Annotated in this window: 14 protein-coding genes; 7 read left to right on the forward strand and 7 right to left on the reverse strand. The window is 54.5% G+C overall.

Going from position 1 to position 14,591, the window contains the following annotated elements:
• Positions 1–11: 11 nt before the first annotated feature.
• From AC1EKG_RS04040 to AC1EKG_RS04055, 4 genes are read right to left on the reverse strand one after another with little or no spacing between them, the layout of a single operon-like run.
• Complete coding sequence (locus AC1EKG_RS04040; protein ID WP_101485809.1) at positions 12–941, reverse strand: AAA family ATPase; 930 nt, start codon at positions 939–941, stop codon at positions 12–14.
• A gap of 13 nt (positions 942–954) precedes the next feature.
• The gene (locus AC1EKG_RS04045; RefSeq protein WP_004806180.1) at positions 955–2,130 is read right to left on the reverse strand and encodes a DUF4350 domain-containing protein; all 1,176 of its coding nucleotides are present in this window, start codon (positions 2,128–2,130) and stop codon (positions 955–957) included.
• Positions 2,127–2,795, reverse strand: a complete 669-nt coding sequence (locus AC1EKG_RS04050; protein ID WP_004806181.1) for a DUF4129 domain-containing protein — start codon at positions 2,793–2,795, stop codon at positions 2,127–2,129. Before AC1EKG_RS04050 ends, AC1EKG_RS04045 begins: the two co-directional genes overlap by 4 nt.
• On the reverse strand, positions 2,796–3,890 hold the full coding sequence (locus tag AC1EKG_RS04055) for a DUF7847 domain-containing protein (protein ID WP_004806185.1): 1,095 nt from the start codon (positions 3,888–3,890) through the stop codon (positions 2,796–2,798).
• 124 nt (positions 3,891–4,014) lie between these two features.
• Here AC1EKG_RS04055 and AC1EKG_RS04060 point away from each other — a divergent pair, with 124 nt between their 5' ends.
• The 5 genes from AC1EKG_RS04060 (at position 4,015) to AC1EKG_RS04080 (ending at position 9,149) form a co-directional block, all read left to right on the forward strand.
• A complete protein-coding gene (locus AC1EKG_RS04060; protein WP_004806187.1) occupies positions 4,015–4,947 on the forward strand; it encodes an aldose 1-epimerase in 933 nt (310 codons plus the stop codon).
• Positions 4,948–5,034: 87 nt separating this feature from the next.
• The gene (locus tag AC1EKG_RS04065; protein ID WP_004806189.1) at positions 5,035–5,694 is read left to right on the forward strand and encodes a ComEA family DNA-binding protein; all 660 of its coding nucleotides are present in this window, start codon (positions 5,035–5,037) and stop codon (positions 5,692–5,694) included.
• A 56-nt stretch (positions 5,695–5,750) separates the two neighbouring features.
• A complete protein-coding gene (locus AC1EKG_RS04070; RefSeq protein WP_160309223.1) occupies positions 5,751–7,121 on the forward strand; it encodes a ComEC/Rec2 family competence protein in 1,371 nt (456 codons plus the stop codon).
• A gap of 3 nt (positions 7,122–7,124) precedes the next feature.
• Positions 7,125–8,090, forward strand: a complete 966-nt coding sequence (gene holA / locus AC1EKG_RS04075) for a DNA polymerase III subunit delta (RefSeq protein ID WP_004806193.1) — start codon at positions 7,125–7,127, stop codon at positions 8,088–8,090.
• Positions 8,091–8,168: 78 nt separating this feature from the next.
• The gene (locus tag AC1EKG_RS04080; RefSeq protein ID WP_004806195.1) at positions 8,169–9,149 is read left to right on the forward strand and encodes a diaminopimelate dehydrogenase; all 981 of its coding nucleotides are present in this window, start codon (positions 8,169–8,171) and stop codon (positions 9,147–9,149) included.
• Here the strand turns inward: AC1EKG_RS04080 and AC1EKG_RS04085 are convergent.
• The 3 genes from AC1EKG_RS04085 to rpsT all read right to left on the reverse strand — a co-directional run bounded on the left by AC1EKG_RS04085 (position 9,146) and on the right by rpsT (position 10,559).
• On the reverse strand, positions 9,146–9,493 hold the full coding sequence (locus tag AC1EKG_RS04085) for a hypothetical protein (protein ID WP_004806196.1): 348 nt from the start codon (positions 9,491–9,493) through the stop codon (positions 9,146–9,148). The genes AC1EKG_RS04080 and AC1EKG_RS04085 overlap by 4 nt on opposite strands.
• Complete coding sequence (locus tag AC1EKG_RS04090) at positions 9,490–10,191, reverse strand: Rossmann-like domain-containing protein (protein WP_004806198.1); 702 nt, start codon at positions 10,189–10,191, stop codon at positions 9,490–9,492. The genes AC1EKG_RS04085 and AC1EKG_RS04090 overlap by 4 nt, the downstream gene beginning before the upstream one ends.
• Before the next feature lie 101 nt (positions 10,192–10,292).
• Positions 10,293–10,559, reverse strand: a complete 267-nt coding sequence (gene rpsT, locus AC1EKG_RS04095) for a 30S ribosomal protein S20 (RefSeq protein ID WP_004806199.1) — start codon at positions 10,557–10,559, stop codon at positions 10,293–10,295.
• A 265-nt stretch (positions 10,560–10,824) separates the two neighbouring features.
• On the opposite strand from rpsT, the gene AC1EKG_RS04100 reads away from it, so the two are divergent.
• Both AC1EKG_RS04100 and lepA read left to right on the forward strand, forming a co-directional pair.
• The gene (locus tag AC1EKG_RS04100; protein WP_004806201.1) at positions 10,825–12,669 is read left to right on the forward strand and encodes an acyltransferase family protein; all 1,845 of its coding nucleotides are present in this window, start codon (positions 10,825–10,827) and stop codon (positions 12,667–12,669) included.
• A 69-nt stretch (positions 12,670–12,738) separates the two neighbouring features.
• Positions 12,739–14,589, forward strand: coding sequence for a translation elongation factor 4 (lepA, locus tag AC1EKG_RS04105; protein ID WP_004806203.1), 1,851 nt, complete (start codon positions 12,739–12,741; stop codon positions 14,587–14,589).
• Positions 14,590–14,591 lie beyond the last annotated feature (2 nt).

The following is a 14,591-nucleotide window of genomic DNA, read 5'->3' on the forward strand; positions in this document are numbered from 1 at the left end:
CCAAGATATGCTCATCGCGGTACCGAGATAGAATCGAGCGCGCCAGCTAGGACTGCCTCGATGGAAACACCTTCGAGCTCAGCTTCAGCACGTAGGACCAGACGGTGTGCGATGGTTGGCATCACGAGTGCCTTCACATCGTCGGGCGTAACAAAATCCCTGCCGGATAACCAGGCCCAGGCGCGGGCAGCGGCGAGCAAGGCAGTAGCCGCCCTAGGAGACATCCCGAGCGAGAGCGAGGGGGCCTGCCTGGTGGCCCTGGCGATATCTACAATATAGGCAATCACTTCGGAGCTTATTTGCACCTGGGAGACCTGGCGAATCCCCTCCTCAATATCGGCCGCACTGGCGACGGGCTCGAGTCCGGCACCCTTTATATCGGACGGGTTGAAGCCATCAGCGTGCCTGCGCACGATTTCGATCTCTTGATCCCGCTCTGGAGCAGGCATCTGGATCTTCAGCAAGAATCTATCTAACTGGGCTTCGGGCAGTGGGTAGGTGCCCTCAGATTCGATAGGGTTTTGGGTAGCCGCGACAATAAAAGGGCTGGGAAGACGGCGAGCGGTCCCCGCTACGGAAACCTGCCGTTCAGCCATTGCTTCTAGCAAGGCCGACTGAGTTTTTGCCGGAGTACGGTTGATTTCGTCGGCTAGCAGCAGATTTGTGAATACAGGACCTGGTCTGAAAGTAAAGTCTTTCTTCTCTTGGTCATAGATCAGCGAGCCCGTCACATCGCCTGGCATCATGTCAGGGGTGAATTGGATGCGGGAAAAGTCTACGTCCAAGGCCCTAGCGAGGGATCGGATAAGAAGCGTCTTACCCGTACCAGGCACGCCCTCTAAAAGCACATGGCCGCGGGTGAGTAAGCCGATGAGCAGTCCGGTTATTGCCCCTTCCTGGCCTACGACAGCCTTTCCAACTTCGGAGCGCACGCGGATCATTGCCTCGCGGGCGTTATTTTCGTTCACGGATTACCTCCTGTTCGAGGGCGGTGAGTCCACGCGCCATGGAAACCATTTCAGATTCGGTTGTAGGGGAGCCATAGAGTAGATAAAGCAATTCTTGTTCTTTGCGCCCGCTTCGCCTTGCAAGTGCACTCACAAGTGCCTGCTGGCCTGCCGAGCTGGGCAAGTAAAGTGCTCTCGCCAGACGGGGGCGTAACTGTTCTTGCAAGGCTGCAATCATCGGCTCGGGTTCACAGGCTTGCGCATACATTCTGCCCAAAGATTGGGTAGTTTCGGAAGCTTTTACCACCACAGGAAGTGGTTCAGTGGCTAGGCGGCCGAAGCGGCGCCCTCGCCAGAAGGCAAATAGGAGGAATACCCATGCCAGAAGGATCATCATAGGCTGTACCCAGTTAGGTAGCAGGTCTCGCGTGGTAAAACCAATGCCTCCGGTGGCTGCCGTGTTTGATTCCGACGGGGAGTACCACACTACGTTTTGGGTCGGGCTGAGGGCCGCCAACGCAGCTGCGGCATTGTCATCTTCTGTAATGGAACCATTTACGAACCAACTAGCTGACCCCAGTAACAGTGTTTCAGGATGGTCTTTAGTCCGGGGGAGGAGCACAACCTGAGCACCGCCGGGCTGGCTCATACATTGGAAACTTCCCTGGGGCATAACACCCATAGGGGTATACATGAGTCCGACTTTGGATACAGTCCTGGCTTTTCCAAGCAGATTGTTGCAGTGCGACGGCGGATCCGCTACGGCCATGCCCTCTGAGAGCACAGCCATGTCAGTCTTCAGCTGGCCGAGCACCTCATCTGTCGGTGCAAGTACTACAGAACGCCTTACTTTTTTGCTGACTAGTAACTCAGGTACGCCCTCGCCGATCCCAACCCTATTGTCGGATATGACGACAGTGACGTTTTCCTGCTTGGAGAGTTGTTTTTCCAAGTCCTTCTTTGTGCGGACGATAGTAAGGTCTACGTCTTGTCTAGCTAAAACGCGGGCAAGAGCCTGACTGCCTTCCGCCTTTGGGTTCATTGGGTCTAGCGGAAGAGGTTTTTCGGAGGGCCAGAGTACATAAAGCCCCAAAGCGATCAGGATGAAAGATGCCACCAACAGCGTGGCGCTCGATCGGAATATTGCCTTTGGATGCGCACCAACAGCCTTCATCTTGGTCATGATCCCTGCCTCATTGTTGCAGGAATAGGCATGCTTGAGGCGGCACCGGCGGTGCTACTGGGAGAGAGGGCGGATAACTCGTCGTAAAGGCTAATCGCTGCGCGCGCATCGACTTCAGTAACAAGTGAGGCATGCCCGTATGTGGCTTCGTCAAACGAGGCATTCACGTGCGCAATTTGCGGTGAATTATTAGGAAATAGTGCCTCTAGCTGCCGGCTCACCTCGCCCGCTGTTTGGCCTGGTACCGCCTCTATCAGCCCGCGCTCGACGCCTCGTTGGACAATAGCCCGGAAGGCCGCTTGCACTGAGAGGGCTGGAGCGTCGGGATAGTTATTCTTTGCTTGGGCCAAATATGTTTCGGCAGGTATCGACGGATCTACCAAGGCGGCAGAGTCATGACGGGTGCCTTTTGATAGATTCTTGCGTAGTCGCCGAATAATGAAGAACCCTATTATCAGAACAATCAGGATAATAATTGTGGGGAGTACCCAGCCCAGAGAGGGTGGCTCGATGGTTGCCAGATTGAGCTGGCTTAGGAGTTGTTCCCAGAAATATCTTAAGAGAGCACCAAGATCGAAATAGCCCGGTTTAGCTAGCTCGTCCTCAAGCGCCTGACGGGCGTCATCTGGAGATGGCGCAATACTTGGCAAGTACAAGAGGAACATTTATCGTCCGGAGCTAGTCAGATATTGGATCAGAGCTACGTCCAGCCCTTCTTTGCGGAAGCGCACGTCTACATATAGCAGTGACATCAAGGAAGTCTGCAGGGGCAGCGTAATTATTGAAGCAAGTAGAGAAGTAATTACTGACAACACCAGAATGATCGTCATCTGCGAAGCTGCGTTGCCAGAGCCGATCGCCACGGCTATTAGGGCGGAGACAGCAGATATTGGGGTAGTTATGGATGCTGCAATGATGCCAATTATGAATTGTCCAAGCCAAGTAATTCCCAGGCAGCGCAAAAAATATCCAGACATCAATTGCCAAGAGCGCTTTAAAGAAGCAAATGCGCCGGCTCCTTCAATGACTATGGCCTGGCCGTAGAAGGAGAAGCGAACGGCCACAATTGAGATAGCAAGAAGGATACCAATTCCTAAAATAAGCAGGAACAAGATGGCGAGTCCTCCGCTTCCGATGGTCTCAAACGCTCCACTGGCGTAAAATATCCCACCAATAGTTGCGGTGATTACAACTAAGATGAGCATCATTACTAACCATAGGATTATAGACGCGCCGAGGTAGCGCCATATTTTTCTGCCTACCGCTTTCCAAGTTTGCCCTATAGATACTTTTTGTCCTTCAACAGCCTTCATTACCACGAAGACCATCAGCGGTATCAGCAAGATCTGGCCAATAAAGATAGGTAAATAGGAGATTAGCTGAGTGCCTTCCATAGCCAGGGAATTGTCGTTATTAAAATCGAAGTGGGGAATCCAGCCCATGCGAGCGGATATGAGCACAGGCATGAGCATTGCCAAGAGGACGATCTCTACAAGGAAAGTTAGCCCAAAAACAGTTTTTGGATTCATGCGGGCGAGCTTGAATACTCCGCCCAAGATGTCTCCTACCGATAGTGGGCGCAGTGGGATAATGCCCGGTTGGAGCTGATCATAATGGAGGGGGCCCTGGGGAGCATTGGGGAAGCCGTTAGAGCTGTGCTCGCTGGGAGCGTATTGCCCATATCGAGGCTGTGGGGTCTCAGGCAGGTGTTGCTGATTCTCTGGGGGACGCGGGCCCGACGGGAGAGTGAAATCCGACACTAATACCTCCTGTATTTGTTGCTTCCACCTTCCACTGTACTGAAGATGCGGGCTATTGGCTCCAGGAAAACGAATTTGGACAGTTTTCTAATCTCTTCTTCATCAAGACAGTAATCTTGTTTCTATGAATGATTGGGTAATTTCTTGCGCGGACGCGCGAGCTAGCGTTTCTGCCTTCCGAGGCGTTGTTACTTCGTGGATTATTGAGCGCGACGGAGTAGAACACGAACTAATTGATGGCTACTGTACCGAGGCAGAGATGCAGTCCTTGGATGGGTACCGTGGAGCCTTGATGGCGCCGTGGTCGAACCGTATATCTGATGCTCGGTTCACTTTCGAGAACGAGGAATTTGATCTGGGAGTCGATCCGTCTGGACTGCGCGAAGGCCTGCATGGGTTGTATGCGTCCGCCACCTTCAGCCTCGTCCGTCTTCTTCCCGATTCTGTCACCATTGAGGCTGAAAATCAGGGAGTACCAGGGTATCCGTGGCCTACCAAGTTGCAGGCTACGTACACCATTCGGGAAGGTGGAAGGCTCGAGCTGGAACTGCGGTGCACAAACTGTTCTGATCGAGCCATAAAAGTGGGATTGGGGTGGCACCCGTACCTGGCGTACCAGGGGAGCGGGCCATGCACTGTAGATATTCCCGCGCGTACGAAGGTAAACGTGGACGATGCGCTTATACCTCTGCAGGAGCCGCATACCTTCAGCGATCGAGGCGAAGAGCGCCGAATCGACTTTGAAGGATTAGCCGGAATTGATTTGGCATATACGAATTTGGTTCCAGACCCAGATGGTGTAGTGCGAACTAGGCTGACTCACCCAGACGGTTCTGTCACTACGTTAGAGGGCCTCCTTGAAGGTGGTAAGGATGGTGTGGGGATAATCCACATATTCACCGGAGATACGTTGCAGTACCGGCCCGGCGAATCTTTTGCCATGGAACCGTGCCACTTTATGACAGACGCTTTCAATCGGGAGGCGGTTGGGGACACTGCTCTACTTCAGCCAGGACACACAAGAGAGCTGCGAGCTGCGTTAATACATGAGTTCTAAATATCCACAGGCAGATCGAGGCTAGGTGTCCACAACCGGTGTGTTTCTGCTGAGCTAACTAGGGGCGAGTAAGCCTATTTTCGAGGCATGAAACAAATTCCGGTGGAAACTCTAGCTAACGCTGCCTTCAAAGCGGTGAAGCCGCAACCGGAACGAGCTCCTAAAAGCCGGTTGCGGCTTCTCCCAGGGCCTACCTCTGCACTAGTATTGGGCATAATAATCGCGCTGGTGGCGATCGTGTGCGGCATTGGTAGCGCCATGGACAATCCAGACACACCCGCTAATTCCTCGCCTAAACAGCAGGTGAGCGAAGCGGCCTCTGCGCCTGCTGGTGACGAAGTAATCGTGCACGTCGTCGGCAAGGTGGCCACACCTGGTTTGGTACATCTAAAACGGGGAGCAAGGGTTGACGATGCGATCAAGAAGGTTGGCGGAGTAAGCAAGGGAGCCGACCTTGCTGCTATCAATCTTGCCCGCCCCCTCACGGACGGGGAACAAATAGTAGTACCGGCACTCTCTCAGCCTAAATCCCCTGGTACGCAGACTGCCGAATCCGATTGCATAAATTTAAATTCTGCTTCCGAGAAAGATCTTCAAGAACTAAACGGCGTAGGCCCTGCCCTGGCCGGAAGAATTGTAAATCACCGGGAAAGCCAGGGGCCTTTCACCAAAGTTGAAGACCTACAGCAAGTGTCTGGGATAGGCCCGGCGTTGGTCCAGAAAGTATCCGGACAGGCATGCGTATGAGAACTACCGACTTGCGCCTTTTGCCAGCGGCTATAGGTGGTTGGCTGCTTATCCTAATGAGCCAATATGTTTCCGGACTGGTACTTCTCTTATTTGCTGCAGGATCCATACTTGCCGTCGGCGGCGCTTGGATGAACAAGGGAGGCCGGCACCTGCAGGCAAACGTCGGGCGTATTAACGGCATGGTCATCCTGCTTCTCATTTCCATGGTTGCGCTCGCGGGACCTGCCTGGCTCAAGGCATCACAAGTGAGTGCTTCGCCACTGGGGCAACAAACTGCGGGGCAAGTAGTCGCAAAAATAGTTACCGAGACAAAACAAAACGAGCGCACCGCTTTTGCTAAGGCGCAGATAATATCCGTCTTAGATCGGCCAATATCCATGCCCGCGTTAATTTTTGAAAAGCGCCTCCATGCCCATCCCGGACAGACGATCAGAGCAAAGTGTACGTGGAAGCGGCACAGTGGACTGGGAAGGATAATGCTGGCCTGTTCCAGAAGCAAGATAATTCGCCGTGCTGATCCATGGACTCACTGGGCGAATTCGCGCAGACAAAAATTACACTCAAGGCTCGGCAATTCCGCAGCGGGGGCTTTAGTTTGTGCAATGGCACTGGGCGACAACAGGTATCTGTCGCCAACTTCCTCTGCCAACATGAAACGAGCCGCGCTAGCCCATCTAGCCGTGGTCTCGGGTACTCACGTGGCTATTGTTATTAGCACGTTTTGGGGTCTGCTAGCTTTTCTGAAGCGGCGACTTCGGCTGCTGAGCGCTGCAACAGTACTTGTTGGCTTCGTGATCTTAGTGGGGCCTATGCCTACGGTGGCAAGAGCTAGCGCAATGGGAATGATTGCCCTCGCAGGGATGGCATTAGGCCGGCCCGGAAGCGCAACGGGTGCACTGGCACTAGTAACGATGGGGCTGCTAATAACCCACCCGACTTATGCGGCCGATATTGGCTTTGCCCTTTCAGTAAGTGCCACATTCGCCGTCCTCACATTGTCTGAACGAATTGAGGCGCCCCTACGCAGCATACTTCCGAAGGGCATCGCTAAAGCAGTGTCAACCTCAATTGCTGCACAAAGTTTCTCTGGACCGTTGCTGCTCCTACTATCGCCAGGTACCTCCTTATATGCCCCGATTGCCAATTTATTGGCCGCACCGGCCATCGCTCCAGCGACGTTACTAGGTTTGCTTGGGGCACTATTGCCTCGACCAGTGGCCCAGCCGATATTAGCTCTAGCAAAGCTAGCAGCCTGGTGGATAGCTACCGTAGCCAACAAAATCAGCGCATTACCTGGGGCTGTCTTGCCCTGGCAAGGAGGACCGGCGGGAGCGGTGGCACTCGCATTCAGCGTGCTCTGCATTCTATTTGCGGTACACCGCCACTTCGCTGCAATAGATGGGGGTGGTTCATGGCATGGTTAACCCATGGCCAAAACAACATGGGATAAATTGCAGTTAGCACCGGTGATGCTCATCCGCGGCCCCGAAGAAGTCATTGCTTCCAGGGCAGAAGCACGCGTTCGCGATCTGGCGAACAAAGCAGACCCCAACGTAGGGATCATCGATGTAGAAGCAGCCACATACCAGGCCGGTCAGTTAGGAGTGCACACTGCCCCTTCCCTGTTTGGCGAGGCCAGACTAATCAGGATACACAACTTAGAGACGCTGTCAGAGTCGCTGGCGAAGGACTTGCTGGAATACCTGAAGGCTCCTGAACCTGACGTTTGGATTCTTGCCCGCCACGCAAAGGGGCAAAAGGGAAAGAAACTGCTGGAGGCAATTTCCAAGGCAGGCATGCCCGTGGTGCAATGCGATCCAATAAAATCTGCCCGCGATAAGGCCGATCTATTGAAAGCCGACGCACGCAGAGCACACCGAAGCATTGAACCGGCTGCTGTTGAGGCGCTAGTTGACGCCTTAGGATCCGATTTGCAAGAAATGTGCGCCGCCCTCGCCCAACTCTTCTCGGACAAGGAAGGCAAGATCACTGAACAGGATGTGCACACCTTCTACGGCAACAGGGTAGAAGCATCGGGATTCGCAATAGCCGATGCGGCAGTAGCCGGAAACAGCGGCAAAGCCATAGAACTTGCCCGCCATGGATTTGCCACAGGTGCTGCCCCGGTAGCGATGATGGGAGCACTGGCACTAAAGGTGCGTAATATCGCGAAGGTATCTTCCGGAGCACGTAACCCCCGCGAACTTGGGATGGCACCTTGGCAAGCTGACAGGGCCCGCCGCGAGGCCCGCGGTTGGTCGCAGGTAGGCCTAGCCGAGGCGATAGCGGCTGTTGCGGCAGGAGAAGAAGAAATAAAAGGTGCCTCCCGCGACCCCGAATTTGCTTTTGAGCGAGCCCTTCTGCGGGTCGGGGCTGCGCATGGGCGCCACTAACAATTCCATTATGTGACCCGAACCAACACCGAAGTACCTCTTGGTCTACTTTTTACAGAAAAACTAAGGAGGAATGTAATGGCTGAGAAGATCCGTGTCGCAATCAATGGGTATGGCAATTTGGGTAAGGCGGTGGAATTAGCCGCTAGCGCAGCAACTGACATGGAACCAGTAGTTGTCTTTACCCGTCGAGACCCGGCATCCGTGAAAACCTCCGGAACCCCAGTGGTCAGAGTGGACCAGATGGCGGATTGGGAAGATAAGGTAGACATCTGCGTAAACTGCGGAGGTTCTGCTACGGATATGCAAGCCGCAGGTCCTGCAGCCGCGAAACTTTTTAGCACGGTAGATTCTTTCGATACCCATGCGAAGATTCCTGAGTACTATGCCGCGGTGGACCAAGCCGCAAAAGAAACCGGTCACCTTGGGATGATTTCCTCCGGCTGGGATCCAGGATTATTCTCGCTCAACCGCGTGCTAGGAGATGCAATTATTCCCACTGGAAATACCTGGACATTTTGGGGGCCGGGAATTTCCCAAGGCCATGGAGATGCAATTCGGCGAGTAGCTGGAGTAGTAGCAGGAGTGCAATACACCATTCCGCTGGACGCTGCTGTGCAAGCTGCGCACGACGGGAACGGCCAGACTTTGACCGCCCGCCAAATGCATCGGCGCGAATGCTACGTAGTAGCTGAAGAGGGCGCTGATAAAGAGCGCATTGAGCGTGACATCGTGTCAATGCCTAACTACTTTGCTGACTATGATACGACGGTGCACTTCATCTCCATCGATGAGCTCAAAAAGAATCACTCTGGGATGCCTCATGGTGGGCGAGTGATTAGGCAGGGACAGACGTCGCAGGGGACCAACCAGGTTTATTCCTTCCAGCTGCATCTGGACTCCAACCCGGAGTTCACTGGGGCGGTATTAGCTGCCTCCGCCCGGGCTGTCTATCGGTTGCACAAAGAAGGTAAGACAGGCGCAATTACAATCCTTGACGTGCCTGCAGCATACCTATCGGATAAGTCGCCGGAGCAGCTGCGCTCCGAATTGCTCTAGTAGACAGTGGCCGCGGGTCCATCGCCATGGGCGCGCGGCCTATGCAGCATTCCGGAATGCATCTGGATTTCAAGCAAATCTGCAACTATGGTGCCGTAGCCGTCCACTATCAACGTCCAGCCGTGGCGTTGCAGAGGCTGCCAGAGAAGGGTCACGTGGTTGTTCGCCGCAACATTTTGCTTGATTGACTGCCGCGGATTGGCAACCAGTATCTTTCCTCCTTTTAGGATTGGGTCGACCGTCATGACCTTGGCGAATCCACCTTCTCTTAGAGTGATTAGGGTGGCACTGTTGTAGTTCTTCAGTACCTGCGCTAGCGAGGTAAACGGGACGGGAATACTCATTTTGCAAGCTCCAATGAAAAGTGGCTTAGTCCTGGCTTCAACTTCGATACTGATGCCCCTGCTTCGACCTGGAGCATGACCCAGTGCGGATCTATAACTGCGGACGGAGCCAATACGTTAGCTCGTCCAGTAAACGCTTGCACTGCTGCAGGTAGAGAAGGGCCGATTACGTAAGTTTTCGCCCTCTTAGCCAACGAGAGCAGACGCGGCAAAGTCTTATTAGTAAGTGCCATGGCGGTAATCAGTGCTACTTCCGCGTCAGGTAGTACGTACTCGCAGGCAGAGTCTGGTAGATCGCCACCGGTGGGTTTCCGCTCGAGTACGGTTAAAGAACATATCTTCTCCAGCGATGCTATGGCAGTACTGAAATGCCCTACCATTACGACTTTCTTCCCGGCTAATTCCTGGCGTGCCGCTGTAAAAATGGATTCTCCTGGATTAGCGCAGCGATTGTAAAAGCTATTCATCGCAGCCACTCCGAGACTTGCCCGGGCAAAATCCCAGCTCTTCGCCATGGCTGCCACCTCTCGCAAAGGGCGTCCTTGAAGGGGAGCCGCATCGAAGCTACCCAGGCCAGCGGCAACCCCAACTCCTGCCTCGGACTCTACGCAAGCCGCGTTAGCGCTAAGAGCACGGCGAACCAGCACATCTTCCGGAATAGCGGCAATCAAGTCGTCATAAAGTGCGAAGGGATTCATACCTCCATTGTCCGAGAAAAAATTCCTGAATCAACCTGGAGCACTTACATGTAAAAGGTGGGCGCAACCGATCGGTTGCGCCCACCCGAAGAACAATCAGCTTAAGCTGACATCTTGTTCACACGACGAGCCAGCTTCGACTTGCGGTTTGCAGCCTGATTCTTGTGAATCACGCCCTTGGAGACTGCCTTATCCAGCTTGCGGGAGGCAATCTGCAGGAACTTTTCTGCTTCTTCGCGGTCTCCGGCCTCGACGGCTTCGCGGGTGTGACGCACGTAAGTCTTTAGTTCGGACTTGACGGCGCGGTTGCGAAGACGACGCTGCTCGTTGGTGCGGTTACGCTTGATCTGAGACTTGATATTTGCCACGGATTTCGCTCTCTGTACGTTCTTACATCGGTCGGTGAGGGTGTGTCATAACCGGACTGAGGCCGTGGGGCGGCCGTGGTTGGTGTATGACCGGACCACCACCCGACCAGGCGGCAATCCAGCTATCCACTGTAGCAGAAATGTAGGTCGTAACAAAGGTATGTGCGCGCTTTCACCTGGGAGGGCGATGTGGAGCGGGTGACACTTAGCTCCACAACTAAAAAGAGGCAGGAAAGGCGTCGAAAGTAACCCTATGATGTTACCTATGCAGTCGCCAACCAGCTCTCAACGATTCCGGGTCCGTGGGCTCGATGGCGTACGTGCAATCGCGTGTTGTGCGGTACTTGCCTATCACTTCTTCCAGGCGGGTACTCCCGGAGGGTTTCTGGGCGTTGACGTATTTTTTGCACTCTCGGGATTCCTTATAACCGGTCTGCTGGTGAAGGAACAAGAGCGCTCCGGCAAGATTGACATCCCCGCATTCTGGTTGAGGCGAGTCCGCAGACTCTTTCCCGCGGTGGCGTCCACCGTCGTCGCTACCTCACTCATTGCTGCTCTGGTATCGACAGATCTGCTGGTAGGGATCCGCAGACAACTGTTCGGGGCCGCCACCTTCACCTACAACTGGGTAGAAATATGGGCAGGCAATAGCTATTTCAATCAGGGATCGCCGCCGCTTTTTCGAAACCTGTGGTCCTTAGCTGTAGAACAGCAGTTCTATGTGATCTGGCCGCTTGTAGTCACCCTAATTGTCTACATGCGTCCAACTAAGCGATTCCTGGTGCCTATCCTGCTTGCAGTCGCGTCGGCGATTTTTATGGCCACAATTGTCCTGAGCGGTGGGGACATATCCCGGGCCTACATGGGCTCGGACACGCACGGCTTCTCGCTCATGATTGGTTCTGCACTGGCCTGCCTGCAAACAAATCCGCTCTCGCCGATGCCTTCAAATCCAAGGGGGTACAGGCTCCGCGGGATTCTCGGCTGGGTAGGCCTGGGCGGGATGATTGCATCCTTCTTTTTAGTGTCGGATTCATCTAAAGCCACCTATCCATTCCTCACCGTTGCGGTATGTCTATGCTCAGGGGCCACCATTGCGTCCCTGGCGCAAGAGACCGCTCCCGGAGCGCGAGCATCCAGAGTGCTGGCTCAGGTACTGGACGTAAAACCGCTGCGGTGGTTGGGAGAACGTTCCTACAGCCTCTACTTGTGGCATTGGCCAGTGCTCGTAATCATGCGTCAAGCCTTCCCCTCCACGCAGATCTGGGTTCTCGCCCTCGTCGTAGCCGGACTGTCGATCCTCGTAGCGGCCGTTTCCTACACGTATGTAGAGACTCCCATGCGTAAAGAAGGGATCATGGCTGTCCTCTCCAGGTGGCTATACCTACGCAGCTCCTCCCGTTACGGCGACCTTTCTAGGTACGTGGCGTGGGGTGTGGCTGCAGCGACACTAATTGGAGTAAGCACCGTCGTCATGATCCAACCGCCAAAGAGCTCGGCGCAGATCGCGGTAGAGAAGGGGAAGGTGGCAGCTAGGCCAACTCCGAAGCCGAAGCCGGCCCCACCAGATCTAGGCGACAACCAACCGGTAGGCGGCAATATCACCGTCATTGGAGACTCGGTGACGTTAGCATCTTTGCAACCGCTACAAGAAACGTTCCCCGGCGCCCTCGTCGACGCAGAAGTGTCGCGACACTGGGACGATGGGGTAGCGCTAATAGACCAGTACAAGGCAGAACAGAGCCTGGGTAGGTGGGTAGTGCTGTCGCTCGCAACGAACGGTACCGTCACCACGGACAACCTAAACGCGGCGCTGGCACAGCTTGGACCGGAGCGCCGCCTAGTGCTTGTCACCGGATTTGGTCCGCAGTACCAGTCCGAACAGTGGATCGATCAAAATAATGCAAACATCCTTGCCTTCGGCAAAGCACATCCAGACAGAGTGGTAGTTGTCCGTTGGGATGAGGCGATAAAGGCACATACTGACTGGCTTGCCGGCGACTACATCCATCCGGACGAGGACGGAGCAAAGCTTTGGCGCGACACCCTGGTGGGCGCCCTCAAGTCCTTCCCCGGTGTGAAACAGGTGGGCGGGGCCCCCAAGAAATGACACGACCAGTTAGGATTGTTCATTTGGACGTGGGAAACTAGAAGTGACTACGCATATTAAGGAGGCCGCGTGAGCGCGCAAAAAGGAAAGTTGGACCCCCAGATTTCCCCGGCGAAGACTGACCCTTCGCTCATTCGTAACTTCTGCATTATTGCCCATATTGATCACGGTAAGTCCACTCTTGCCGACCGGATGCTCCAGCTATCTGGCGTAGTTGAAACGCGAGAAATGCGTGATCAGTACCTGGACCGCATGGATATTGAGCGCGAGCGAGGCATCACTATCAAGTCGCAGGCCGTGCGCATGCCCTGGAAGGTAGATGGCCATCCCTACGCCCTCAACATGATCGATACGCCCGGACACGTGGACTTTTCCTACGAAGTTTCCCGGTCACTGGCAGCCTGCGAGGGAGCGGTCTTGCTGGTAGACGCTGCCCAGGGGATCCAGGCACAGACCTTGGCAAATCTGTACATGGCAATGGAACACGATCTGCAGATCATTCCTGTGCTGAACAAGATTGACCTTCCTGCCGCCCAGCCTGAACAGCAGGCTGAAGAAATTGCTGGCCTGATCGGATGCGACCCATCCGAGGTACTAAAGGTGTCAGCAAAGACCGGCGAGGGCGTCGCAGAATTGCTGGACAAGATAGTTTCTGATGTCCCCGCTCCTAGGGGGAATGCGGACGCTCCCGCCCGGGCCCTGATCTTTGACTCCGTCTATGACATTTACAGGGGCGTAGTTACCTATGTGCGCGTCGTAGACGGGTCGCTCAAACCGCGGCAAATAGTCAAGATGATGTCTACTTCTACGACTCATGAGCTGCTAGAGATAGGTGTTATTTCGCCCGATCCTATTCCCAGTGAAGGATTAGGTGTGGGTGAGGTAGGCTACCTGATCACCGGCGTGAAAGATGTACGTCAATCCAGGGTCGGTGACACGGTTACCGACGCCCACGCTGGGGCGAGCGAGCCACTATCCGGCTACCAGGATCCCAAGCCCATGGTTTTCTCGGGGATCTACCCGATTGACGGGTCGGATTTTCCGGCCTTACGAGAAGGGCTAGACAAGTTGCGTCTAAACGATGCTGCCTTATCGTACGAGCCGGAAACTTCTGCAGCACTAGGCTTTGGCTTCCGCTGCGGCTTCCTGGGGCTGTTGCACCTAGAGATCATCCGCGAGCGCATCGAACGAGAAGCGGGCATATCGATTATTGCCACAGCGCCTTCTGTTGTTTATAACGTCATTACCGAGGACGGTACTCACGTTCAGGTCACGAACCCGTCCGAGTATCCGGATGGGAAACTTCGAGAAGTTCGCGAGCCCGTGGTAAATGCGACTATCCTTACGCCCTCGGAATTCGTGGGAGCGGTGATGGAGCTTTGTCAGGGGCGCCGCGGTGTCATGAAGGGGATGGACTACCTATCTCCAGAGAGGGTAGAGATTCACTACACGCTGCCGTTGGCCGAGATTGTGTTGGACTTCTTCGACCAACTCAAGTCCCGTACCAAGGGCTATGCCTCCCTGGACTATGACGTCGAGGGCGAACAGGTAGCAGACCTGGTGAAGGTAGACATTTTGCTAAATGGCGATGGGGTAGATGCGTTTAGTGCCATTGTGCATCGCGACAATGCTTACGCCTACGGCGTGAAGATGACGAAGAAGCTGAAGGAATTGATTCCTCGCCAGCAATTTGAAATTCCTGTGCAGGCAGCGGTTGGGGCGCGAGTCATTGCTCGCGAAACTATCAAGGCACTGCGCAAAGACATGCTGGCTAAGTGCTACGGCGGCGACATTTCCAGAAAGCGAAAATTGTTGGAGAAGCAGAAGGAAGGTAAGAAGCGGATGAAGGCTATCGGCAGCGTGGATGTGCCGCAGGATGCCTTTATTGCTGCGCTAACTTCTGATGCGGAGGCTAAGTGAGT

The sequence above is a fragment of the Winkia sp. C0117E2 genome (assembly GCF_056590455.1).

Excerpts from the sequence above, each read along its gene's own strand:
- AC1EKG_RS04040 (WP_101485809.1), bottom strand. The coding sequence starts at position 941 with ATGATCCGCGTGCGCTCCGAAGTTGGAAAGGCTGTCGTAGGCCAGGAA.
- AC1EKG_RS04045 (WP_004806180.1), bottom strand. The coding sequence starts at position 2,130 with ATGACCAAGATGAAGGCTGTTGGTGCGCATCCAAAGGCAATATTCCGA.
- AC1EKG_RS04050 (WP_004806181.1), bottom strand. The coding sequence starts at position 2,795 with ATGTTCCTCTTGTACTTGCCAAGTATTGCGCCATCTCCAGATGACGCC.
- AC1EKG_RS04060 (WP_004806187.1), top strand. The coding sequence starts at position 4,015 with ATGAATGATTGGGTAATTTCTTGCGCGGACGCGCGAGCTAGCGTTTCT.
- AC1EKG_RS04065 (WP_004806189.1), top strand. The coding sequence starts at position 5,035 with ATGAAACAAATTCCGGTGGAAACTCTAGCTAACGCTGCCTTCAAAGCG.
- AC1EKG_RS04070 (WP_160309223.1), top strand. The coding sequence starts at position 5,751 with ATGAGCCAATATGTTTCCGGACTGGTACTTCTCTTATTTGCTGCAGGA.
- holA (WP_004806193.1), top strand. The coding sequence starts at position 7,125 with ATGGCCAAAACAACATGGGATAAATTGCAGTTAGCACCGGTGATGCTC.
- AC1EKG_RS04080 (WP_004806195.1), top strand. The coding sequence starts at position 8,169 with ATGGCTGAGAAGATCCGTGTCGCAATCAATGGGTATGGCAATTTGGGT.
- AC1EKG_RS04085 (WP_004806196.1), bottom strand. The coding sequence starts at position 9,493 with ATGAGTATTCCCGTCCCGTTTACCTCGCTAGCGCAGGTACTGAAGAAC.
- AC1EKG_RS04090 (WP_004806198.1), bottom strand. The coding sequence starts at position 10,191 with ATGAATCCCTTCGCACTTTATGACGACTTGATTGCCGCTATTCCGGAA.
- AC1EKG_RS04100 (WP_004806201.1), top strand. The coding sequence starts at position 10,825 with ATGCAGTCGCCAACCAGCTCTCAACGATTCCGGGTCCGTGGGCTCGAT.